The 23,364-nt window shown below is 38.3% G+C and carries 24 protein-coding genes; 21 read left to right on the top strand and 3 right to left on the bottom strand.

The window, feature by feature from the left end:
• From ispD to AC27GZ_RS05675, 9 genes are all read left to right on the top strand, one after another.
• A complete protein-coding gene (ispD, locus tag AC27GZ_RS05635) occupies window positions 1–732 on the top strand; it encodes a 2-C-methyl-D-erythritol 4-phosphate cytidylyltransferase (RefSeq protein WP_487093933.1) in 732 nt (243 codons plus the stop codon).
• Window positions 723–1,235, top strand: coding sequence for a 2-C-methyl-D-erythritol 2,4-cyclodiphosphate synthase (gene ispF, locus AC27GZ_RS05640; protein WP_487093934.1), 513 nt, complete (start codon window positions 723–725; stop codon window positions 1,233–1,235). Before ispD ends, ispF begins: the two co-directional genes overlap by 10 nt.
• A gap of 44 nt (window positions 1,236–1,279) precedes the next feature.
• Window positions 1,280–2,386: a tRNA pseudouridine(13) synthase TruD gene (gene truD, locus AC27GZ_RS05645; RefSeq protein WP_487093935.1), complete on the top strand. Its 1,107-nt coding sequence runs from the start codon at window positions 1,280–1,282 to the stop codon at window positions 2,384–2,386.
• Complete coding sequence (gene surE / locus AC27GZ_RS05650) at window positions 2,386–3,138, top strand: 5'/3'-nucleotidase SurE (RefSeq protein WP_487093936.1); 753 nt, start codon at window positions 2,386–2,388, stop codon at window positions 3,136–3,138. Before truD ends, surE begins: the two co-directional genes overlap by 1 nt.
• Complete coding sequence (locus tag AC27GZ_RS05655; RefSeq protein ID WP_487093937.1) at window positions 3,135–3,800, top strand: protein-L-isoaspartate(D-aspartate) O-methyltransferase; 666 nt, start codon at window positions 3,135–3,137, stop codon at window positions 3,798–3,800. Before surE ends, AC27GZ_RS05655 begins: the two co-directional genes overlap by 4 nt.
• Entirely contained in the window at window positions 3,800–4,378 is a 579-nt protein-coding gene (locus AC27GZ_RS05660) for a YqaA family protein (RefSeq protein ID WP_487093938.1), read from the top strand. Before AC27GZ_RS05655 ends, AC27GZ_RS05660 begins: the two co-directional genes overlap by 1 nt.
• Window positions 4,379–4,414: 36 nt before the next feature.
• The gene (locus AC27GZ_RS05665; RefSeq protein ID WP_487093939.1) at window positions 4,415–5,293 is read left to right on the top strand and encodes a peptidoglycan DD-metalloendopeptidase family protein; all 879 of its coding nucleotides are present in this window, start codon (window positions 4,415–4,417) and stop codon (window positions 5,291–5,293) included.
• A 120-nt stretch (window positions 5,294–5,413) separates the two neighbouring features.
• Window positions 5,414–6,307, top strand: a complete 894-nt coding sequence (gene rpoS, locus AC27GZ_RS05670) for an RNA polymerase sigma factor RpoS (RefSeq protein ID WP_487093940.1) — start codon at window positions 5,414–5,416, stop codon at window positions 6,305–6,307.
• A gap of 248 nt (window positions 6,308–6,555) precedes the next feature.
• The gene (locus AC27GZ_RS05675) at window positions 6,556–7,938 is read left to right on the top strand and encodes a DEAD/DEAH box helicase (protein WP_487093941.1); all 1,383 of its coding nucleotides are present in this window, start codon (window positions 6,556–6,558) and stop codon (window positions 7,936–7,938) included.
• A 9-nt stretch (window positions 7,939–7,947) separates the two neighbouring features.
• Here the strand turns inward: AC27GZ_RS05675 and AC27GZ_RS05680 are convergent, their stop codons facing one another.
• The 3 genes from AC27GZ_RS05680 to suhB form a co-directional block, all read right to left on the bottom strand.
• Entirely contained in the window at window positions 7,948–10,476 is a 2,529-nt protein-coding gene (locus tag AC27GZ_RS05680; RefSeq protein ID WP_487093942.1) for a hypothetical protein, read from the bottom strand.
• A 265-nt stretch (window positions 10,477–10,741) separates the two neighbouring features.
• Entirely contained in the window at window positions 10,742–11,554 is an 813-nt protein-coding gene (gene cobA, locus AC27GZ_RS05685; RefSeq protein ID WP_487093943.1) for a uroporphyrinogen-III C-methyltransferase, read from the bottom strand.
• 111 nt (window positions 11,555–11,665) lie between these two features.
• A complete protein-coding gene (gene suhB / locus AC27GZ_RS05690; protein WP_487093944.1) occupies window positions 11,666–12,469 on the bottom strand; it encodes an inositol-1-monophosphatase in 804 nt (267 codons plus the stop codon).
• A 333-nt stretch (window positions 12,470–12,802) separates the two neighbouring features.
• Between suhB and trmJ the strand changes: the two genes are divergently transcribed.
• The 12 genes from trmJ (at window position 12,803) to AC27GZ_RS05750 (ending at window position 23,357) form a co-directional block, all read left to right on the top strand.
• Complete coding sequence (trmJ, locus tag AC27GZ_RS05695; protein WP_487093945.1) at window positions 12,803–13,609, top strand: tRNA (cytosine(32)/uridine(32)-2'-O)-methyltransferase TrmJ; 807 nt, start codon at window positions 12,803–12,805, stop codon at window positions 13,607–13,609.
• Between the two features lie 30 nt (window positions 13,610–13,639).
• Window positions 13,640–14,497: a serine O-acetyltransferase gene (cysE, locus tag AC27GZ_RS05700; RefSeq protein ID WP_487093946.1), complete on the top strand. Its 858-nt coding sequence runs from the start codon at window positions 13,640–13,642 to the stop codon at window positions 14,495–14,497.
• Window positions 14,498–14,740: 243 nt separating this feature from the next.
• On the top strand, window positions 14,741–15,232 hold the full coding sequence (gene iscR / locus AC27GZ_RS05705) for a Fe-S cluster assembly transcriptional regulator IscR (protein WP_487093947.1): 492 nt from the start codon (window positions 14,741–14,743) through the stop codon (window positions 15,230–15,232).
• 54 nt (window positions 15,233–15,286) lie between these two features.
• A complete protein-coding gene (locus tag AC27GZ_RS05710; RefSeq protein ID WP_487093948.1) occupies window positions 15,287–16,501 on the top strand; it encodes an IscS subfamily cysteine desulfurase in 1,215 nt (404 codons plus the stop codon).
• A gap of 34 nt (window positions 16,502–16,535) precedes the next feature.
• On the top strand, window positions 16,536–16,916 hold the full coding sequence (gene iscU, locus AC27GZ_RS05715; RefSeq protein WP_487093949.1) for a Fe-S cluster assembly scaffold IscU: 381 nt from the start codon (window positions 16,536–16,538) through the stop codon (window positions 16,914–16,916).
• A gap of 36 nt (window positions 16,917–16,952) precedes the next feature.
• The gene (gene iscA, locus AC27GZ_RS05720) at window positions 16,953–17,276 is read left to right on the top strand and encodes an iron-sulfur cluster assembly protein IscA (RefSeq protein ID WP_487093950.1); all 324 of its coding nucleotides are present in this window, start codon (window positions 16,953–16,955) and stop codon (window positions 17,274–17,276) included.
• A gap of 170 nt (window positions 17,277–17,446) precedes the next feature.
• Window positions 17,447–17,974, top strand: coding sequence for a co-chaperone HscB (gene hscB, locus AC27GZ_RS05725; RefSeq protein WP_487093951.1), 528 nt, complete (start codon window positions 17,447–17,449; stop codon window positions 17,972–17,974).
• 70 nt (window positions 17,975–18,044) lie between these two features.
• The gene (hscA, locus tag AC27GZ_RS05730) at window positions 18,045–19,907 is read left to right on the top strand and encodes a Fe-S protein assembly chaperone HscA (protein WP_487093952.1); all 1,863 of its coding nucleotides are present in this window, start codon (window positions 18,045–18,047) and stop codon (window positions 19,905–19,907) included.
• Window positions 19,908–19,926: 19 nt separating this feature from the next.
• Window positions 19,927–20,265 (top strand): ISC system 2Fe-2S type ferredoxin, encoded by a 339-nt coding sequence (fdx, locus tag AC27GZ_RS05735; RefSeq protein WP_487093953.1) that lies wholly within the window; start codon window positions 19,927–19,929, stop codon window positions 20,263–20,265.
• Window positions 20,266–20,470: 205 nt separating this feature from the next.
• Entirely contained in the window at window positions 20,471–21,007 is a 537-nt protein-coding gene (locus tag AC27GZ_RS05740) for a cytochrome b (RefSeq protein WP_487093954.1), read from the top strand.
• Window positions 21,008–21,151: 144 nt separating this feature from the next.
• A complete protein-coding gene (locus tag AC27GZ_RS05745) occupies window positions 21,152–22,864 on the top strand; it encodes a pseudouridine synthase (protein WP_487093955.1) in 1,713 nt (570 codons plus the stop codon).
• 154 nt (window positions 22,865–23,018) lie between these two features.
• Window positions 23,019–23,357, top strand: a complete 339-nt coding sequence (locus AC27GZ_RS05750) for a P-II family nitrogen regulator (RefSeq protein ID WP_487093956.1) — start codon at window positions 23,019–23,021, stop codon at window positions 23,355–23,357.
• Window positions 23,358–23,364 lie beyond the last annotated feature (7 nt).

A 23,364-nucleotide genomic window follows, 5' to 3' on the forward strand; every position in this document is an offset into this window, starting at 1 on the left:
GTGTCAGATTCCGAGCAACAGTTTGTTGTTATTGTGCCTGCGGCAGGTGTTGGTAAACGTATGTTGGCTGACTGCCCTAAACAATATTTAAAAATTCACGGTGAGACAATTTTAGCTATTACAGTCAACCGCCTGCTCAGCCACCCCAGAATAAGCAAAGTTATTCTCGCCTTAAGCGAAGATGATAGTTACTTTGCAACAACAAGCTTAGTGAATAACCCTGATATTATTAGAGTATCAGGAGGCGCTGAACGGGTTGACTCAGTATTAAATGGTTTAAATGCTGTCAATAGCCATACTTTCCCCTGGGTGTTGGTTCATGATGCTGCTCGCCCTTGTTTGAGTCATTACGATATTGATTTACTTATTGAACAATGTTTGCAAACCAATATTGGCGGCTTACTGGCTGCACCTGTGGTGGATACTATTAAGCAAGCTAGCCAAGATAAAAGGAAAACACTCGTTGCTAAAACGGTGGATCGAAGCCAGTTATGGCATGCATTAACCCCGCAAATGTATAAGACCCATGAATTAAAACAAGCCATTGAGCAAGCGCAATCTAAAGGTTTGGCAATTACCGATGAATCGTCAGCTATTGAGCAAGCAGGTTTACCTAGTCAATTGATTTCAGCTTCCCGAGAAAATATAAAAATTACTCGCCCGGAAGATTTAGCGTTAGCAACTTTTTATTTAAATCAACAAGAACAACCTAAGGATAAAATATGCGTATAGGACATGGCTTTGACGTTCACAAATTTGGAGGCTCAGGACCTATAGTGTTAGCGGGTATTGCTATACCTTTTGAGCATGGATTTGTTGCCCATTCAGATGGGGATGTGGCTATTCATGCACTTTGTGATGCCATCTTAGGAGCGTTATGTTTGGGGGATATTGGTAATCATTTCCCAGATACGGAGGCAGAATATGAGAATATATCTAGCCGTATTTTATTGCGCCATGTTGTAAGGTTAATGGCAGAAAAGGGCTTTCAGTTAGGCAATGCAGATATAACTATTGTTGCTCAAGCGCCTAAAATTTCACCTCACTTGCTCGCTATGAGAGCGTGTTTATCTGAAGATTTAAACTGTGATATAGAGCAAGTTAATGTAAAAGCGACTACCACTGAGAAGTTAGGGTATGTTGGTCGACAAGAGGGTATTTCAGTACACAGTGTTGTGCTACTTACACCAAGTGCTCCGGCTATGCCGCCGTTGCATGAAGTACAAAATGCCTAGTTGATATTTTTGTTGGCCTCAATTTGGATTGTTAAGAGAGAATAATGTTACCCGTACTTAGTTTTTTACATGGAAAACCCAAATCTACTGGCTTATTAAGAAGCCAAGTAAGCGATTTTAAAGTATTTGAACAGCTACCATTTTCTCCTTGTGGAGAAGGTGAACATTTGTATATTTATATTCGTAAAACTGGCGCGAATACGGTTTTTGTTGCCCGTGAACTTGCTAAGTATTTTAAAGTAAAAGAGTCGTTGATCTCTTATGCTGGTTTAAAAGATAGGTTTGCCGTTACCGAACAGTGGTTTGGCGTTCATGTCCCCGGTAAGCAAGTCTATGACTTAAGTGACTTAACGATTGAAGGCGTTGAGGTACTAGAATATAAACGACATAATAAAAAACTGCGCACAGGTGCGTTAACGGGTAATCGATTTGAGTTGATTTTACGTGATGTTACTCAGCTTAAAAGCTTGTATGAGCGCTGGCAAAAAATTGTTGAGCTTGGGGTGCCTAATTATTTTGGTGAGCAACGTTTTGGTATTGATGGCGGTAATATAGCACAAGCTTTGTCGTTATTTTCAGGTACTAAAGTAAAAGATAAAAAAAAGCGTGGCATGTATTTGTCGGCAGCTCGATCTGTCATTTTTAATGATATTATTAGCGAACGCATTCAAAACAACCTTTTTTCTCAACTGCAAGTAGGCGATGTGTTAATGCTTGCTGGCACTCAATCTGTTTTCCATCTCGATGACATTGATGACACGCTTAAACAACGCTTAATTGAAAAAGATGTTGATATTACCGCCAGCATGTGGGGATCCGGTGAGTTAATGACTACAGCCAAGCCAAATGAATTAGAGCAGAGTGTAGCTAATAACCACAGTGAATTCTCACAAGGCTTACCACGATTCGGCTTAAAACAGGAACGTCGCCGAATTCGATTAGTTATTAACGATGCAGATATTGAAGTGTTGACTGATAGCAATGCTGAGGATGAAGCATTAAACAATAATAACTTAGCCAAGGTTAAAGTTAGTTTTACCTTAGCCGCAGGCGCGTATGCGACTACCGTTTTACGTGAGCTTATTGACTATCAAGATTGCACGAAACGTGTAGATATTAAAGAATCAGTAACCACAGAGCAGGCACATTAATGAATATTTTATTAAGTAATGATGATGGTGTGCACGCTTTGGGGATCAGTGTTCTCTATCAAGAGTTAGCTAAACACTTTAGTGTGACTGTAGTCGCTCCTGACAGAAACTGCAGTGGCGCAAGTAATTCATTAACATTACTTAACCCTCTAAGAGCACAAACTTTAGAAAACGGGTTTATTTCTGTAAATGGTACACCAACTGACTCAGTTCACTTAGGTATTAGTCAGCTAGTTACATCACCACCAGATCTAGTTGTCGCCGGAATAAATAAAGGGCCAAACCTAGGAAATGACACCCTATATTCTGGTACAGTGGCAGCCGCTACGGAAGGCAGACATATGGGTATTCCAGCGATTGCAGTTTCCTTATTAGGTAAACATGAAAAATATTACCAAACGGCTGCAACTATTACAGCTAACCTCATTAAACATATTCAAAAGCATCCACTCGCGGTGGATCAAATTTTGAATATTAATGTACCCGATGTTCCCATAGCTGATATCAAAGGTATCAAGGTAACTCGCCTTGGGCATCGTCATAAAGCTGAAATGATGAAAAAGATGCAAGATCCTTGGCAGCGAGATATTTATTGGTACGGAACTCTAGGGCAAGAGCTTGATGGTGGTGAAGGCACTGATTTTCATGCCGTTGCTAATAACTATGTATCGGTAACTCCGTTAACAGTCGATATGACCGCTCATAGCAGTATAAATAATATGAAAGAATGGATAAATAAAGTAACGTTATGATCACTCACACAAATAATAATCGCGCTGCAGGAAAGTCAAAGCGCAGTGGCGAATTATTAGCACAAAAGCTACAAGCTGAAGGAATAACCAATCCTCAGGTTTTACAGGCCATTGCTAATTCACCGCGCCATATATTTATTCCCGAAATTTTAGCGCATAAAGCCTATGATAATACGGCTTTACCTATCGGGCAGGGACAAACTATCTCTCAACCTTATATCGTAGCTAAAATGTCTGAGCTATTGCTTGCAGATGGTCGCCCAGAAAGTATTCTGGAAATTGGCACAGGCTCTGGTTATCAAACTTCTATTTTGGCGCAGTTAACAGAGACCGTATTTTCAGTTGAGCGTATTAAATCATTACAGTTTCAAGCCAAACGCTGTTTAAGAGCCATGGACTTACACAATATAAAAATGAAACATGGCGACGGCTGGCAAGGATGGGCAAGCAAAGCGCCTTTTGATGCCATTATTGTCACTGCAGGCGCAGCAAGTGTACCGCAAGCACTATTAGAACAACTCAATGATGGCGGCCGATTAGTCATTCCGGTTGGTGAACAAACACAAATTCTTAAAATAATAACTCGACAGGGTGATAGTTTTAATGAAAAGCAAGTGGAAGCTGTTAGATTTGTACCTTTGGTACCAGGAGAGTTGTTGTAATGAAATTGTTTTCTGCCATTTATGATTGGACACTAAAGTGGGCTGAGCACAAGTTTGCGCCAAGAATGCTTGCACTTATTACGTTTGCTGAATCAGTCTTTTTCCCCATTCCACCTGATGTTTTATTAGCGCCTATGGTGTTAGCAAAACCTGAAAAAGCATGGCGGTTAGCTAGCTTAACGACTATTGCCTCTATCGCAGGTGGTGTCGTTGGTTACCTGCTTGGCTATTTGATGTTTGAGCCATGGATACAGCCTTTAATCACTGAGTTTGGTTATCAAGAACGTTTTGATACAGCTATGGCTTGGTTTAGTGAGTGGGGGGTATGGGTGGTATTTATTGCCGGATTTTCCCCGATTCCCTATAAAATATTTACGGTTAGTGCTGGTTTCTTACATATGGCTTTTGTGCCATTCCTCTTAGCTTCAGCTATTGGTAGAGGTATGCGGTTTTTCTTGGTTGCAGGCTTAATTCAATGGGGTGGTAGTGCAATGGAGAAAAAACTACGTCAATGGGTTGATGTATTAGGTTGGGGATTAGTCGTTTTAATTGTTATTGCGTATTTTGCTTTACGTTAACATGGAGCGTTGGCTGTAGTGATGAGGTTTAAATGTTTGGCTAATACTAAACTTGGTAACTTACCTAGAATACTTGTTCGTTTAATATCTTGTATGTTGCTATGTTTAAGCCTTTTTGCTTGTTCATCAAGGGATAAGCCTGCACCTGTGGTTAGTGTTTATGGCAGTACACCCTTAAAAGATCGGGTGAAAAATAGTATTGATGGCAGTGAGTACATAGTGAAAGCCGGAGAAACCCTATACTCCATTTCTTGGCGAGCCAATTCAGATGTACACCAAATAGCTAAATTGAATAATATTTCACCTCCTTATAATATTTATCCCAATCAAAAATTAATTTTAGTTGCAAAAAACTCCTCAAAAAAAGCGAACGCTAGTAATAATAAGCACTCTAGTAAAAACCAGATTAAAAGCTCTAATCAGACCAGTAAAAAATCTTCACAAAAGGCACTTGCATCTACAAAAAAGCAAGAGTATGGTAAAAATGTAACTAAAAAGAAAACATTACAAAGTGGCTTACCAAAGAAAGATTTTTCTCAAAAAATTAGTCGTTGGCAATGGCCTGTTAAAGGCAGAATTACTGAAGGGTTTTCTTCTAAAGTTTACGGAAATAAAGGGATAAATATCATAGGGAAACGCGGCACTAAAATTAGCGCTGCAGCAAGTGGTAAAGTTGTATATGCGGGTAGTGCTTTACGAGGATACGGTAAGTTAATCATAATTAGTCATAATGATGATTACCTTAGTGCTTATGCTCACAATGACACAATACTAGTTAAAGAACAGCAATATGTTAATACTGGTGATGTCATTGCAAAAATGGGAGATACTGACGCGCAAAGAGTCATGCTTCACTTTGAAGTTCGCTTTCGTGGAAAGTCTATTGACCCATTGAAGTATTTACCGAAAAAATAACAAGTGTATTAAAGTGAGTTTTCTCATCAATAATACCGTTCCAATAATTAATTAACCTGGAGATAGTGTGAATATTTAATACTTAATTTAACTTTGCTACGTATTAGACGGGAGAGCAGCATGGTAAAAGAAAAACAACAAACTGCAGTACTGAATGAAAAGGAAGAAGCATCACTGAATTTAGATGCAACTCAAATTTATTTAAGCGAAATTGGTTTTTCGCCTTTGTTGAGTGCAGAAGAAGAAGTTTATTTTTCACGGTTGGCCTTAAAGGGAGATGAGGCAGCAAGAAAACGTATGATTGAGAGCAATTTACGTTTAGTTGTTAAAATTGCTAGGCGCTATAACAATAGAGGCCTTCCCTTGCTTGACCTTATAGAAGAAGGCAACTTAGGGTTAATCCGCGCTGTAGAAAAATTTGATCCTGAAAGAGGGTTCCGTTTTTCAACCTATGCAACATGGTGGATCCGTCAAACTATCGAACGAGCGATAATGAATCAAACTCGTACCATCCGCCTACCTATCCACGTTGTTAAAGAATTAAATATTTATTTACGCGCTTCACGAGAGCTTATTCAAAAACTTGATCATGAGCCAAGCGCTGAAGAAATCGCAAAATCGCTAGATAGACCTGTTGCTGATGTAAATAAGATGCTGCGTTTAAATGAACGTATCGCTTCTGTTGATACCCCATTTGCTGGAGATTCAGATAAAGTTTTACTTGATGTGATTGCTGATGATAAAAGCGCTGGTCCTGAAGGTGACTTACAAGCTGATGATATGAGTAACAATATTATTAATTGGCTTAACGAATTGAATTCAAAGCAGCGAGAAGTGTTAGCTAGACGCTTTGGCTTAATGGGCTATGAAGCCGCTACTTTAGAAGATGTTGGTTATGAAATTGGTTTAACAAGAGAACGAGTTCGCCAAATTCAAGTGGAAGCACTGAAACGTTTACGTGATATTTTAAGCCAACAAAACTTATCTATTGAAGCTATTTTTGAAGCGCAGTAATGACATTGTAAATTACTATACAAAAATAATCACAAGGTATAAAAATATATCAAAGGCAGTAAGGGAATCCTCACTGCCTTTTTATTTGCCTGTGAAATAGCTAAATTTTTACATTACACTTATACCAATTTACCTTGCCTTACTGTATGCTGCACGCCTTTACGAGTACTAAACTTGTTGTTCATCATTGGTTACTTAATAAGGTAACTTTAACCTACTAACTGAAGCTTCACTTCAAGAGATTATCTATGAGTACCGAAACGGTCAATTTTATCGATCTTGGTTTATCTGAGTCATTATTAAAAGCAGTGCGTGATCAAGGTTATGAGACACCATCTCCGATTCAGGCGCAGGCTATTCCAGCGGTTATCTCTGGAAAAGACGTGATGGCAGCAGCACAAACGGGTACGGGGAAAACGGCAGGCTTTACTTTACCTTTATTGCAGCGTTTAATGAGTAATAAAGGCGTTAAGGTTGGCGCTAATAATGTACGAGCACTTGTGTTAACCCCTACAAGAGAGCTTGCTGCACAGGTTAGTGATAGCATTGAAAATTACGGAAAATATTTGAATTTGCGTTCAACCGTGGTGTTTGGTGGAGTAAAAATTAACCCGCAAATGATGCGTTTACGCCAAGGAGTGGATGTGTTGGTTGCTACTCCTGGGCGTTTAATGGATTTATATAATCAAAATGCCGTGAAGTTTTCTCAGCTTGAAGTGTTAATTCTTGATGAAGCAGATCGTATGCTTGATATGGGCTTTATTCGAGACATAAAAAAAATTATCGCCTTGTTGCCTAAGCAGCGTCAAAATCTACTTTTTTCTGCGACATTCTCCCCTGATATTCGTGCTTTAGCTAAAGGCTTAGTACATAAACCTTTAGAAATATCGGTTAATCCTGAAAACTCTACTGCCGAGAAGGTAAGTCAATGGCTTACAGCCGTGGATAAAAAACGTAAACCTACGGTTTTGTCTTACTTAATCAAAGAAAATGCGTGGCGACAAGTATTGGTGTTCACTAAAACCAAACATGGCGCCAACAAACTTACCCGCTTTTTAGAGTCTGAAGGCCTAACTGCGGCAGCAATTCATGGTAATAAAAGCCAAGGTGCGCGAACCAAAGCTCTAGCTGCTTTTAAAGAGGGTGAGGTACAGGTTTTAGTGGCTACAGACATAGCTGCTCGCGGCATTGATATAGATTTACTCCCCAATGTTGTTAATTTTGACTTACCCAATGTCCCTGAAGATTATGTTCACCGTATAGGAAGAACTGCCCGAGCAGGCAATAGTGGTCAAGCGGTTTCATTGGTTTGTGCTGATGAATTAAAGCTATTGTGGGATATTGAGCATGTTATTCAACAACACATTGAGCGAAAAGTACTAGATAAGTTTATTCCAGTAAACGAATTAGGGGAATCTCGCCAGTTAAGGCCTTTAAAACCTAAAAAGCCAAAAAAAATTAAGCAGCCTAAGCAAAATAAAGTTGAACATAAAGATGGCCAGCATTTATCTAAGAGTCATAAAACGCAGTCGAAAAATAATAGTAACGCTAAGCCATTTGCAAAAAAAAAGAAACCGCGTCGCGCTAAGTCACCTTCTAATAGTGCTAAGCCAGTTAACAATAATAACTAAGCGGTGGGCTTAGCCGGTATTGGCAAGCTCTTGTTTAACAATGAAGTTGTCGAATAACTGTAGCACTTGTTCAGTGTGATCTGTTATTTCACCTATACCAGTCATTAATGACATGGCATTAGTGAGTTCTTGTGCACTGTCTGATGATATTTGCTCTAAGTAATTTAATTCGTCACGAAAATACTTATCGACTATTTTACTCGGTTTAGATAATTGTACACGCAATATGCTAGGTTTTTTGATCATGCGTATTTTTTCTAAGGCATTGTTCAATTTGCCATTTTTTTGTAACTGTTTGATATCACTAAACCAAAAAGTAAAGGTATCACTGGTTTGAGATTTTCGAGGAATAGTTAAAATATAAAAAACTTCCACCGGATTAGTTTCTGAAACTTTGTTAAGTAACGATAGACAGTAATTGCGGAATTTTTCTTGCTCTACCATTTTTAATAGTAAAAATTTTGCACAAACATCTTCATCGTTAAAGGGCTTAATTTGTGTATGTTGATTCATGGCCACTGAACTAATATGCCATTGTCGTTTGTCTTGATGGATAAAAAACGGTACGGATAAGTGGTTATTTGCATAAACATTTCGCATAGCTTTTTGTAAGCCATAAATGCTATCTTGCTCAAAACCACAATAGGGCAGGTTATCCATATTGTGGTAAATAAATTCACGTAACGCTTGGCAAGCAGCATGTTTATTTTCTTGGCCATTAATCGCTAAGCGTAGCAGACGATCATCCGTGCAACCTAAAAGCTGATATGCTTGATTAGGCATTGTCAGTAACTTCCCTCGGTAAGGTATGTCCATTTTGAAGCGAAGGTCTGCCCCAGCTTTCAATTTTATTGGCTGTGCTAACTCAACTAACATACCGCAAGTAGAAATGTTTTTACTTTTACCCTTTATGTTAATGATTTGATTGTTATTTTTAGTTAACGTTAAATCTATTTCATATTCAAACCTATCTTCTGAGCGTAAATCTTCATTGTTAATTGACACTATTTCCATGGTCGATTTACGAGATGACTTAGGCAAGGTAAATTTATCAGGGCAGTTGAGTTTTAGTTGATGCTGTTCTTGAGAATGCTGACTTGAAAGAATTTCAGGTAAAGCTAATACTTCATTGAGCTCAGTAACATCGGTTAAAATAGCTAGTTGAGTACTCGCTTTTAATAAGCTCGCGGTTTGCTTATTGTGAGGACGATTTAAAATAGCCATTGCTGGGCTTACATAGTCAGGTAAAGCACTAGGTACATAAGCATCTTGATGGGCGTTTATTGTCAAAATTCTTAAACGGAAATAGCGATAATTACCTGTGAGAATATATTTGCTTAAATAATTACTGGCCCCATAATCATTTTCAAGCTGGCTTTGCCAAATTATCACAAACTGTTGTTTAGTTTCAGCACCTTCAAGGTATTGGTGCTTTAAAACATAAGCATAGTCATCAAAGGCTTGCTCGTTATTTATCGCTTCTTGTATATTTTTGCTGCCAAATAAACGCGTTAGGGGCGCATAGTTATTTTCATCGTTAAAAAATTGCCAAGTATCTAGGTTGCTAGGCGTTTGTAAACTGATGGATGGTCGCCAACCCGATTGGAACTTAGCGCATAGCATAGGAATATCTAGCGTATTACTGAGTAAGTATTGTTCATGACACTTAGCATTAATCGAAGCGATTAAAGGTTGGATTTGCTTACTTTGGGATTGGTTAAGTAGTTGAAGTCTTTTAGCTAATAAGTCATTCAATGCACTGACCATTTTACTCTCTGACATTTGACTTAGTTTTAGTAGATAGTGGCTACACTTTCCTGATTGCGGTTTCTTATGGGCTTCAATCGTATATTCGAGAATAATGTCTTCTTGAAAATCTAAAATAGAGTCATGATCGTAAAACCATAAAAATACTTGGCTGTTAGTATTTGCTACGGCATGTAGCGGAGCTTTAATAACACAACTGCTCGCATTTACATCAAGGGGAGTGACTTCAATGCCCACTTCTAATCGACCCTTTCTTGACATACCTAAGGGATCATAAGTGAATAGACGACATTTGGATTTAGCTTTTACTTGTGGCTCATTAAAAAACTCATTATTCACTAAACTAACTTGTTGAACTTCTTCAATGGCTATTTTGCTATGTGCGTTAGCTTCTTTTTCTGCATTGACTATGGCGCGATGTCGTAACTTAGCTTTTTCATTTAACTCATTATAAATATGTAAACTAAACAGGCCATTGTTTTTTTTAACGCTATCTAGAAACAAGGTTTTGGATATTTTATCGAGATAGTGACAAACGTTTTGGTGTTCAACAGGTTCGCAATTATCGAAATAGGCGCGGAAATCCATGATTAAGGAGCAAGGCTTTGCTAAGCGTTTGATCTCCATTTTTATTAGAAATCGCTTTGAATCAGCAAGTTTTGGGGTGAGTTTTTCTATTAAAGTATTTAATTTAGGATGAGTTGCATAAGTAATTAAACTTAGAATGATCGTTCTAAATTGTGATAAATCTTCACTCAGTTGGGCAGCCATGACTAACTATCTTATTATTATATTCTCTCTGCTCTTTGGCAGATGGTTACTACATAATTTAAGTCTGTTAAAGCTGCAACTACAAAATTATCTAAGGGTGATAAAATTACACAACATCCTTTTACTCGCTAAACCTTAATAGACCAAAGTCTTATTAACGTTTAAATACTGTACGAAAAAAGGATTGAATTTTCTAGCTTTTTATTACAATTTTATAACTTTTATTTACTTAATTGTAACTTTGGTGCTTTTTTTATCGTCAGTTTTAGTTGTTGTCGGGTGTTAAATAACCTAAATTGAGTAAAGCGTTTGAAGAAAATGTATTCACTACCTCGCCAATAATAATTAAGCTTGGCGGCTTAATATTGTGTTTTTTAACCAACTCACTCAAGTTATCAAGTGTACCTTTGATAACCTGTTGGTCACTATGGGTGCCTTTACGAATTAAAGCGGCAGGGGTCATTCCACTACGGCCAGCCTGAATTAATTGCTCGGTAATAATAGGAAGGCTTTTTATACCCATATAAAAAACGACAGTTTGTTTTTTATCATTGAGGGTTTGCCAAGGTAAGTCTAATGCACCATTATCTTGCACATTACCAGTGATAAGCGTGCAAGATTGTGCGACTTGCCTATGGGTTAACGGAATCCCCGCATAACTAGAGCAAGCTGAAGCTGCTGTCATGCCAGGTACAATATGGCATGAAACCCCATGAGTTAATAAAAACTGCGCTTCCTCTCCACCTCGACCAAAAACAAAGGGATCACCACCTTTTAAGCGCAAAACTCTCTTATTTTGTTTTGCATAATCAACGAGTAGCTGGTTAATACCTTCTTGCGGAACTCGATGATCTGCTTGTTTTTTACCAACATAAATTAATTCACAGCTTTGAGGTAGCATTGCCATTATTTCAGCGCTAACAAGGCGGTCATAAATAACTACTTCAGCTTGTTGAATAAATCGAAATGCTTGCAAAGTTAATAAGTCAGGATCGCCAGGCCCTGCACCGACTAGAGCTACTTCGCCAGCGTTAAAAGATTGTTTATGTTGAGGAGGGATATACTGAGAAATATTCATGATTGCACTAACTATATTTAAAGGTGAACTTAATAAGAGTATTAATTTGAATGACTATTAAAGCAAAAAAAGCGCCATAAGGCGCTTTTTTAAAATTATAACTTATACACGTTACTTACTTAACGCTTCACCCAAATGTGGGCGAATGTTTTTTAAAATTTCTTTTTGTAAACGTGTGCTACTTGCAACAATATTACCTGATTTTACGTGTCCGTGACCACCAACAAAGTCAGTTACTAAACCACCTGCTTCAATTACTAATAACTCGCCTGCTGCTGTATCCCAAGGTTTTAAGCCAATTTCAAAAAATCCATCAATTCTGCCAGAAGCGACATAAGCTAAGTCAAGTGCTGCTGAGCCTGCACGGCGTAAATCGGACGTTTTTTCAAATATCGACGTTAACATAGCCATATAAGCTTTGGTATGTTGTCTGTGTTTAAATGGAAAGCCTGTGGCTAATACAGTGCCAGATAAGTCTTTATGCGCTTTTACACGAATGCGCATGCCATTGAGTTGTGCGCCTTTACCACGGCTTGCCGTGAAAAGCTCGCCACGTATAGGATCAAATATGACGGCTTGATCGAGCTTGCCTTTTACTTTTAATGCAATAGAAACGGCAAAGTGAGGAATGCCTTTTATGAAATTGGTTGTGCCATCAAGTGGATCGATAACCCATTGGAAATCGTCTTCTGAGCCAGTTAATACACCTGTTTCTTCTCCCACAATAGTGTGTTCAGGGTATGATTTACGAATAGTTTCAATAATTGCTTGTTCAGCAGCAGTGTCAACACTGGTTACGAAGTCGTTTGAACCTTTAGATTCAACTTCTACTTTATCAAGTTGCTCAAAAGAGCGAATAATAACTTTTCCTGCATTGCGCGCAGCGCGCACGGCAATATTTAGCATGGGATGCATAATAGAGTACCTATTTGTAAATGGCTTTTAAAAGAACGATGCCGAATAATGACGATAAAGAGTCTCCAAAATTCAAGCGCGCGGATTATAGCAAAATTTAACAGCGTTGGCGATATAGATATTAAATAAATTGCTTAAAAAGTATGCGCATCTTAAAAGGTGATTTTAATCTCTATGCTTTTATATAGAAAAATAAACTAAGTTAAGCAAACTTTGTTTAGTGATTTATCGTGCTTTTTAACCAGTACAGCAGTAATCTTCTATGATAGAATCTCGGACAGAGAAATGGGCTGTCATAGTCATGTATTAGCTAAATAAAAGCAAAGAGTAAAAATGTCGGATTCAAAGCAAAGTAATTTATTAGATCAAGTACGTATTGTATTAGTAAACACCTCAGACTGCCGCAATATTGGTAGTGCTGCACGTGCAATGAAAACCATGGGATTAAGCCAACTGATATTAGTTGATCCAATTGAAATGCCTAATGGACAAGCGCAGGCATTGGCTGCGGGAGCAACAGATGTTTTAGCCAATATTAAAGTGGTTAAAACCTTAAGTGAAGCAATTAGTGATTGTGGCTTAGTTGTTGGTACAAGTGCACGTTCACGAACACTACCCTGGCCAATGTTGGAGCCTAGAGGTTGTGGCGAAAAAATGATCGAAGAAGCTAATGATTACCCTGTGGCACTTGTGTTTGGCAGAGAAAGTAGTGGTTTAACTAATGATGAATTACAGCTGTGTCATTTTCATGTACAAATACCTGCTAACCCTGAGTACAGTTCACTTAATTTAGCTATGGCAGTACAAACATTAAGTTATGAAGTGCGTACTAGCTATTTATTATCTTTAGATGAAAAAGATCAAGAACACAGTACAGGTAATGGAAACTATATCGGTAAAAAAGCGGTTAACAATGAAAGTGATGATGAAGAGCAGTATCCAGTAACAGAAGAAACTGAGCGTTTTTATCAGCATTTTGAAGATGCTCTGAAAGCAACAGGGTTTATTGGCGATAAACACCCTGGGTTGGTGATGACCAAACTACGACGCTTATACAATCGTGCTCGTCCCGATGTAAAAGAAATTAAAATGATGCGTGGCATCTTGGCTTCAATAGAAAGAGCCGCAAAAAAGAACTAATTATATTAAAGCAGTAAGAAAGGAAAAAATATGTTTACCCGCATGAAAGAAGACATTAACAGTGTTTTTGACCGAGACCCCGCAGCACGCACTACTTTTGAAGTATTGCTAAATTACCCCGGGTTACATGCTATTTGGGTTCATAGATTAAGCAATCGCTTATGGCGTGCAAATTGGAAGCTGTTAGCACGCATTTTTTCCACCTTTTCTCGTTGGTTAACCGGGGTTGAAATTCACCCTGGCGCTAAATTAGGTAGACGCTTTTTTATCGATCATGGCATGGGCGTTGTTATTGGTGAAACAGCTGAAATTGGTGATGACGTTACCTTATATCACGGAGTAACGTTAGGCGGAACAAGTTGGAATGCCGGTAAGCGACACCCTACTCTTGAAGATAATGTTGTTATTGGTGCCGGCGCACAAGTACTTGGCCCAATCACTATCGGTAAAGGAGGGAAGGTTGGCTCAAATTCTGTTGTTGTTAAAGACCTGCCAGAAAATGCTACCGCAGTTGGTATACCTGCCCGTATTGTAAATACTAAAAATAGTAATGGTAATTCATTGTTAGATTCTGATTCTGGTGAGCAACTTAACGGCCATGAAGATAAAGAATCACGTGATAAAGCCGCGAAAAAATTTGGCTTTGATGCCTATGCCGTATCGGCTGATAACCCTGATCCTGTGGCTAAAGCTATTGGCCGTTTGCTCGATCATATGCATTTAATGGACGACAGAGTTGACAATTTATGCAAAGAGGTAAATAGCCTAGGTGGTGATGTTTGCCCTAAAGGTTTACCAGAGTTGAGAGTAGGTGAGTTTGTTGAAGATGAAATAGCTGCCGCTAAACGCCGCGAAAGTAAAGTAGAAAGCTTTGATCCTGAAATCTAACTTAGCTAAATAAAGCAAGAGTACATTTAAAAAAAGCAATAGTTGACTAAAATAGTCAACTATTGCTTTTCGCTTTTCAGTTCTTAGTATATAATACTTGAGTATATTACTCGGGTATATACTTGATTAAATTTTAAGGTTATGTAAAATTGCGCCCAAATTTGCTGTTAAGCAACTATTTTACGCGATTGATAACATTATTAGTTAAGCAATATATTAATTGAATGTGCAAAAGAGCAACCTATGAAACTAACTTCTAAAGGGCGTTATGCCGTTACAGCAATGCTTGATGTTACCATTCACGCAGCGTACGGCCCTGTATCTCTAGCTGATATTTCAGAACGACAGGAAATATCTTTATCCTATTTAGAACAGTTATTCTCCAAACTGCGTAAAAATGGCTTAGTGATCAGTATTCGAGGCCCTGGTGGTGGGTACCGTTTAGGTAAATGCTCAGCACAAATCGCGGTAGCGGATGTTATCAGTGCCGTCAATGAAAGTGTTGATGCCACTAAATGCCAAGGTAAGGGGAATTGCCAAGGTGGAGAACAATGCTTAACTCACTCGTTATGGGAAGGGTTAAGTCAACGTATAGAAGAGTTTTTGCAGAACATTACTTTGGCAGAATTGGTTGCAAAAAATGATGTGAAAACGGTCTCTAAACGACAAGATGAAAATTATATTTCGACTAAGAAAGAGCCAACGTTAGAAACTATTATTCCAATTAATATGTAAATTATTAGTTTTAGAAGATTTAAAAGAATTCGTATAAGTGGAGAAAGAGAGCAAATGAAGCTTCCTATTTATTTTGATTATTCAGCTACTACCCCAGTTGATAAGCGTGTTGCAGATAAAATGGTACAATTTATGACTACAGACGGTCATTTTGGTAACCCAGCATCACGTTCGCATAAGTTCGGCTGGCAGGCCGAAGAAGCTGTAGATATAGCTCGTAATCAGATCGCAGATTTAATTAATGCTGATCCTCGTGAAATTGTTTTCACATCAGGCGCAACTGAATCAGATAATTTAGCCATTAAAGGCGCGGCCAATTTTTACAGTAAAAAAGGTAAGCATATTATTACCTGTAAAACAGAGCATAAAGCAGTATTAGATACCTGTCGTGAATTAGAAAGACAAGGGTTTGAAGTTACTTACCTTGATCCAGAAGATAATGGCTTAATTGACCTGAATAAACTTGAAGCAGCAATGCGTGACGATACTATTCTTGTCAGCATCATGCATGTAAATAATGAAGTGGGTGTTATTCAAGATATCAGCGAAATTGGTGAAATGTGTCGCGCAAGAAAAATCATTTTCCATGTTGATGCCGCACAAAGTGCAGGAAAAATTAACATTGATTTGCAGCACTTGAAAGTCGATTTATTGTCTATTTCTGCACATAAAATGTATGGACCTAAAGGTATTGGAGCATTATATGTGCGCCGTAAACCACGTATCCGCCTTGAAGCTCAAATGCACGGTGGTGGTCATGAGCGTGGAATGCGTTCAGGTACACTTGCAACACATCAAATTGTCGGTATGGGTGAAGCGTGTCGTATTGCTAAAGAAGAAATGGCACAAGATCTTGAACATGTAACAGCCATGCGTGATCGATTATGGGCTGGTTTAAACAACATGGAACAAGTGTTTGTTAACGGTGATTTTGATAAGCGCTATGCAGGTAATTTAAACGTAAGCTTTAACTTTGTTGAAGGCGAATCGTTGATTATGGCACTTAAGGATCTTGCAGTATCTTCAGGTAGTGCTTGTACTTCAGCTAGTTTAGAACCTTCATATGTATTAAGAGCATTAGGCCTTAATGACGAAATGGCACATAGCTCAATTCGCTTTAGTTTTGGTCGTTTTACTACGACTGAAGAAATAGATTATGCGATTGAAATTATACAAAAATCTATCGGTCACTTACGTGACATGTCACCGCTTTGGGAAATGTTCAAAGACGGTATCGATTTAGACTCAATTGAATGGGCTGGACACTAGGCTCTGCCATCAGTGACAGTTAGGAGAGAGAAAAATGGCTTATAGTGAAAAAGTAATCGATCATTATGAAAACCCTCGCAATGTTGGCTCTATGGATAAAGAAGATCCATCCGTAGCAACAGGTATGGTTGGAGCACCAGCTTGTGGTGATGTAATGAAATTACAATTAAAAATATCTGATGAAGGCATCATTGAAGATGCTAAGTTTAAAACTTACGGTTGTGGCTCCGCCATCGCGTCAAGCTCTTTAGTAACCGAGTGGGTTAAAGGCAAGTCAATTGATGAAGCTGGCGAAATTAAAAATACGGCTATCGCAGAAGAACTAGCATTACCACCAGTTAAAATTCATTGTTCAATTTTAGCTGAAGATGCTATCAAAGCAGCTATCGAAGACTATAAAAGTAAAAATGGTTAATCGCCATAGTACTTAAAGAAAACGGGAATAAGTAGTATGTCAGTAACCATGACGCCAGCGGCAACAGAGCGTGTAAAATCTTTTATGTTAAACCGAGGCAAAGGCCTTGGTTTACGTTTAGGTATTAAAACTACAGGCTGTTCTGGGTTGGCTTATGTACTCGAGTTTGTTGATGACTTGAATGAAGATGATAATGTTTTCGATATCGAAAACGTAAAAATCATTATAGATACTAAAAGTTTAGTATACCTTGATGGTATTGAACTTGATTTTGTTAAAGAAGGTTTGAACGAAGGTTTTAAATTCACTAACCCTAACGCCAAAGGTGAATGTGGTTGTGGTGAGTCCTTTAACGTATAATTTTTCAATCTATTTCTTTGCTATTTTGTCCAAATGCATCGTTGAAAGTATTCATTGATTAAAGTTAACTCCGTGCTTTCGCCTTGCATCACAACAAACTAGCTTTGAGCTAAGTAGAAAAACCTGTAATTAACCTTATGTTTTAGCACAATGATTCTTTAGGTAACAAAGTGAATTACTTCCAACTATTCGACATTAAAGTCTCTTTTGATGTCGATTTAAATCAACTTTCGCAAACATATCAAAACCTACAAAAAGCTGTACACCCAGATAAATTTGCACATGCTTCAAGTCAAGAACAACTTGTCGCTGTACAAAAATCAGCAGAAATTAATGATGCTTATCAAACTTTGAAACAGCCCTTAAAGCGTGCTGAATATATACTGACCTTGCGTGGTGTTGATTTGCCCAATGAGCAACATACCTTTGGTGATAATAGCTTCTTAATGAGACAGATGGAGTTGCGTGAGATGTTGGAAGAGGTAAAGTCAGCGGCAGATGTAGATGAAGCCTTAGATAATGCTCAACAGGTGCTTAGCCGTGAATACCAACAACATTTTAACTTATTGCAAAATCAAATGCTTGAAAATAATGCAGCAGCGAATTCACTGGCATGCGATAATTTGCGTAAATTGAAGTTTTATCAAAAATTGAATGTTGAAGTTGAGCGTCTTGAAGATAGCTTGTTTGATGACTAAAACATTTAATAGCGAAAGTAGGCGATATTTTGATCGCACATATTACCTTAACAAACGAACATAATTAACAATGGCACTTTTACAAATAGCAGAACCTGGGCAAAGTACAGTCCCTCATGAACATAGACTTGCCGCAGGTATTGATTTAGGCACCACTAATTCATTAATTGCCAGTGTGCAAAGTGGCGTAGCGACAACCTTACCAGATCATCAAGGGCATGATATTTTACCTTCTATCGTCTCTTTTCAAGAAAATAATATCCTTGTTGGTGATGAGGCTAAAGCGCTGAGTATTAATGATGCCGAAAATACGGTGGTTTCAGCTAAACGTTTAATTGGTCGCTCTTTAAGTGATATTCAAAGCAAGTACCCCTCTTTACCTTACCAATTTTGTGGTGATGAAAACCATCCTGAAATAGTCACCCGCCAAGGTAAAATTAACCCAGTACAAGTCTCAGCTGAAATTTTGAAAAGTTTGAATCAACGCGCTGAAGAAGCGTTAGGTGGTGAGCTTACTGGTGTTGTGGTGACTGTTCCTGCGCATTTTGATGATGCTCAAAGACAAAGTACAAAAGATGCAGCAAAACTAGCAGGTGTGAATGTTTTACGTTTGCTTAATGAACCTACCGCTGCAGCAGTAGCTTATGGCTTAGATTCTGGTCAGGAAGGGGTCATTGCCATTTATGATTTAGGTGGCGGTACATTTGATATTTCAATATTACGACTTAATAAAGGTGTCTTTGAAGTGCTTGCTACAGGCGGTGACTCAGCGCTTGGTGGTGATGATTTCGATGTAGCTCTGGTTGATTATTTAGTTGAGCAAGCACAATTAACACGTCCTTTATCCCCTGCGCTTGAACGTCAATTGATGGCGCAAGCTTGTCATGCAAAAGAGCAATTAACTACCCAAGATAGCGTCGATGTTTCTCTCACTTTAGCGGATGATAAAGCTTGGACTAGCTCTTTAAATAAAGAAACTTTTGACGGCTTGATTTTATCACTAGTGAAAAAGACCTTACGTGCTTGTCGTCGTAGTTTAAAAGATGCCAACATCAGTGTTGATGAAGTAATTGAAGTAGTGATGGTAGGCGGCTCAACACGTGTACCACTAGTGCGTAGTGAAGTTGAGAAATTCTTTAATAAAACCCCATTAACCTCGATAGATCCTGATAAAGTTGTTGCTATAGGAGCTGCGATTCAAGCAGATATCCTTGCTGGCAATAAGCCAGAAAGTGATATGCTTTTGCTTGATGTGATCCCTCTTTCGCTAGGTTTAGAAACTATGGGCGGTTTGGTGGAAAAAGTTATTCCGCGAAATACCACTATCCCTGTGGCCAAGGCACAAGAGTTCACTACCTTTAAAGATGGTCAAACTGCAATGGCAGTACATGTATTGCAAGGAGAACGTGAATTAGTGGATGATTGTCGCTCTTTAGCACGCTTTGAATTGCGTGGTATTCCTGCAATGACAGCTGGTGCGGCACATATACGTGTAACCTTCAAAGTTGATGCTGACGGTTTGCTGTCAGTATCAGCCATGGAAAAGTCATCGGGTGTTGAATCTAGCATCGAAGTGAAGCCATCTTTTGGTTTAGACGATACGAAAATTGCCCAAATGTTAAAAGACTCGATGAGTAATGCTAAAGCTGATATTGATGCGCGTATGCTAAAAGAGCAGCAAGTTGAAGCGGCCCGTGTTATTGAGTCTATTCAGGCAGCTCTTTCGTTAGATCATCACTTACTAAGTAGTGATGAGAGAGTTGCAATAGAAATTGTAATAAAATCCTTGGCTGATATTAGTCAAGGTGAAGATGCTGATGCCATTGAAGCGGCAATTGAAAAGCTTGACCAAGCAACTGCTGTATTTGCAGAGCGCCGTATGGATAGTTCTATCAATAAAGCATTAAGCGGTCAGTCAGTTGAAAAATTGTAAATTAAACAGAGATTAAAAAATGCCTAAAATTATTGTACTACCTCACGAAGAGTTATGCCCTGAAGGTGCAGTATTAGATGCTGATACAGGTGAAAGTGTTTTAAATACTATTTTAAAAAATGATATTGATTTAGAGCATGCCTGTGAAAAAGTATGTGCTTGTACAACATGTCATGTCATTATCCGTGAAGGCTTCGACTCGATAGAAGAAAGTGATGAGTTAGAAGATGATATGCTTGATAAGGCGTGGGGTTTAGAGCCAGAGTCTCGCCTTAGTTGTCAGGCAATTATTGCTGACGAAGATTTGGTGGTAGAAATTCCAAAATATACGGTGAATATGGTCAGTGAAAACCATTAATAATCACCAATATTGATTGAACAAATAGCAGGCGATAACAGTAATGTTATCGCCTTTTTTATGCTTATAAAGTGAGTACATTAGAGCAATGAATAGTGCCCAGAAAGTGAGATGGTTGGTCTTAATTTTACGTCTAATGCATTTTTATTTACCGCTTAATTTGATAAAATAACCCTATAAAAAATAAGTTTATTTTGAGATTGTTATGAAGCTTTCTACTATCACTAAAGTATTACATTTAATTATTGCTATCAGCATGATTGTACTTATTGCCGTTGGTATTTATATGGCTGAAACAAAAGCCTTTGATCTATACCCGATTCATAAATCTGTTGGCGTTATTGTGTTTGTTTTTGCTGTATTTAGAATAATTGTCAGAATAAAAGAAGGTTGGCCAACGCCCGTAGGTGTTGCATCAAAAGCACAGCTACTTGCTGCTAAAGTTGTGCATTGGGGGCTCATCCTCATGACAGTGATATACCCAGTTTCAGGTATGATGTTATCAGGTGCTGGTGGTCGTGGTATATATGTTTTCGGCATTGAAATAATGGCATCAAATTATGATGAAGTGACAGGAGAAGTCATTCGGGTAAATGAAACGGTAGCTGACATTGGTCGAACATTACACGAATGGTTAATGCCTGTGGTGATAGTTTTAATTGTTTTACATATTGTTGGCGCGATGAAGCATCATATAATTGATAAAGATGACACAATTAGAAGAATGTTTTCTTTTAAATAAAGTCTTTTTTGAGTGATGTGCTGAAAGCCACTCCATTAAAAATAAAGGGATATAATCAAAGGGTTGTAGCTGTTTAGGTTAATACCCGTATAATTACTTAAAGATTTGCATTAAAGCAACCCACGAGAACTATTGAGCCTATCCATGAGTCGACCGCCAACATGCTTCACTGCTTTTACGCAAAGCATCGACAATTATACGCTGCCTGAGCGTTTTACTTTTCCTTTTTGCTATGAGCCTCATCCGTTGTGCTTACTCGCCGCACATACCTTACAACAGCAATTGAGCGCTAACGATAAACTGCAACAAGAGCTTGCTGATGTTGGCAAAATGTTTGGTGTTTTGTTGGTGGAAAATGAACAAGGCAACATTGGCTTTTTATCTGCTTATTCAGGCAAAATGACTAATCAAAATACAGGGATTCATTTTGTACCCGCTATCGTTGATCTTGATGCTGCTGATGATTTTTTTCAAAAAGAAAACTTAGTCATTAATAGAATTAATAAAGAACTAGAAGCCATCATGGCTTCTTCAAAACTTAAAGAAGCACAACAAACACTTGATTCATTATTAACGCAGCAAGAAGCTAAGCTTGAGCAGTACCGACAAGTCATGGTTGCAAATAGGCAAAGTCGTAAGGTTAAACGCGCTCAAGTCAAAAACGGCGCGAATGCTGAAGGTGATCTAGGTGCTGAAAATATCGCTCAACAGATGAAACAATTAGCAAAAGAAAGTGTTGCCGATAAAAACCAATTGAAAGCGTTAAAACTGCATTGGCAAGGGGTAATTGATAAGGCACAGCAAACATTAACCCTATTAACCAATGAAATAACGGACTTAAAAAATAAACGCAGGCGGTTATCAACACGCTTACAAAAGAAAATATTTAAGCAATATAAGCTATTAAATATTGCTGGTATTGAAAAAGATGTGCTCACACTGTTTGAAGAGACTCCTTTTCCTATTCCACCGGCGGGCACAGGTGATTGTGCCGCACCCAAGCTATTACAATATGCGTTTAGACATAATTTAAAGCCTAGAGCTATTGCTGAATTCTGGTGGGGAAAGGCACCTAAATCAAGCTTACGTCAACATAAAAACTTTTATGGTGCATGCTCAGGGAAATGTCAGCCAATTTTGACGCACATGCTTGAGGGGATAGCCATGGATGAAAATCCTCTGCTAGTAAATCCAGCTTTAGGAAAAGACTTGCCTATTGTTTATCAAGATGAGCATCTTGTAGTGGTAAATAAACCTAATGAATTTTTATCAGTACCGGGGAAGAATATTGAAGATTCTGTATATTTGCGCATTAAGCAACAGTTTCCACAGGCTACTGGGACTTTAATAGTACATCGACTAGATATGTCTACATCTGGCCTTATGGTGCTGGCTTTAAGCAAGCGTGTGCAAAAGAATTTGCAGCAGCAATTTGTCAAACGGACAATTAAAAAGCGTTACGTGGCGGTATTAGAAGGTGATATAGAAAAGTCGTTATCAAAAAGTGATGGTGAAATTTTACTACCTATGCGCAGTGACTTGAATGACAGACCCAGACAATTAGTGTGTTTTGAACAAGGGAAGCCTGCTAAAACACAATGGCAAGTTATCAACCAATCGCAAGGGAAAAGTAAACTCTATCTATACCCTGAAACTGGACGCACACATCAGTTGCGTGTTCATTGCGCTCATCCTCAGGGCTTAAATATGCCGATATTAGGTGATGATCTATACGGGCATAATAGTTGTAGCGTTACAGAAAAAACTAAACGATTACATTTACATGCCCAAAGGCTAATCTTAGTTCATCCTATAACGAAAGCAGAAATGACCTTTGAAGTCGATGACGATTTTTAGTTTACGTCACCTTTCAATAACCCATAACTGAAGCCGACAATCAAAGCAACTTCGAGTGCTAATGCCAAAGCATCATATAAAATAAGCGCTTGAGCTTTTTAGCTGTTCCGTACTAATATTTGTAACAATATTACAATAAAAACAATGAGGATATATGAAGCTAATAACAGCAATAATCAAACCTTTTAAGCTTGAAGAGGTGAGAATAGCATTAAGTGAAATTGGGGTAGAGGGCTTAACTATTTCAGAAGTTAAAGGATTTGGCAGACAAAAAGGACACACTGAACTTTATCGTGGTGCCGAGTATCAAGTTGATTTTTTACCAAAAGTTAAAATTGAAATCGGTACAAATGCTGATCAAGTCGATCGTATTGTAGACACTATTCTAGATTCTGCAAAAACTGGCAGTATAGGCGACGGCAAAATATTCGTCACCAATATTGAAGAAATCATTCGCATTAGAACTGGTGAAACTGGCGTTGAAGCGATCTAACTCCTGA

Source organism: Colwellia sp. SU-HH00943 (assembly GCF_057546125.1).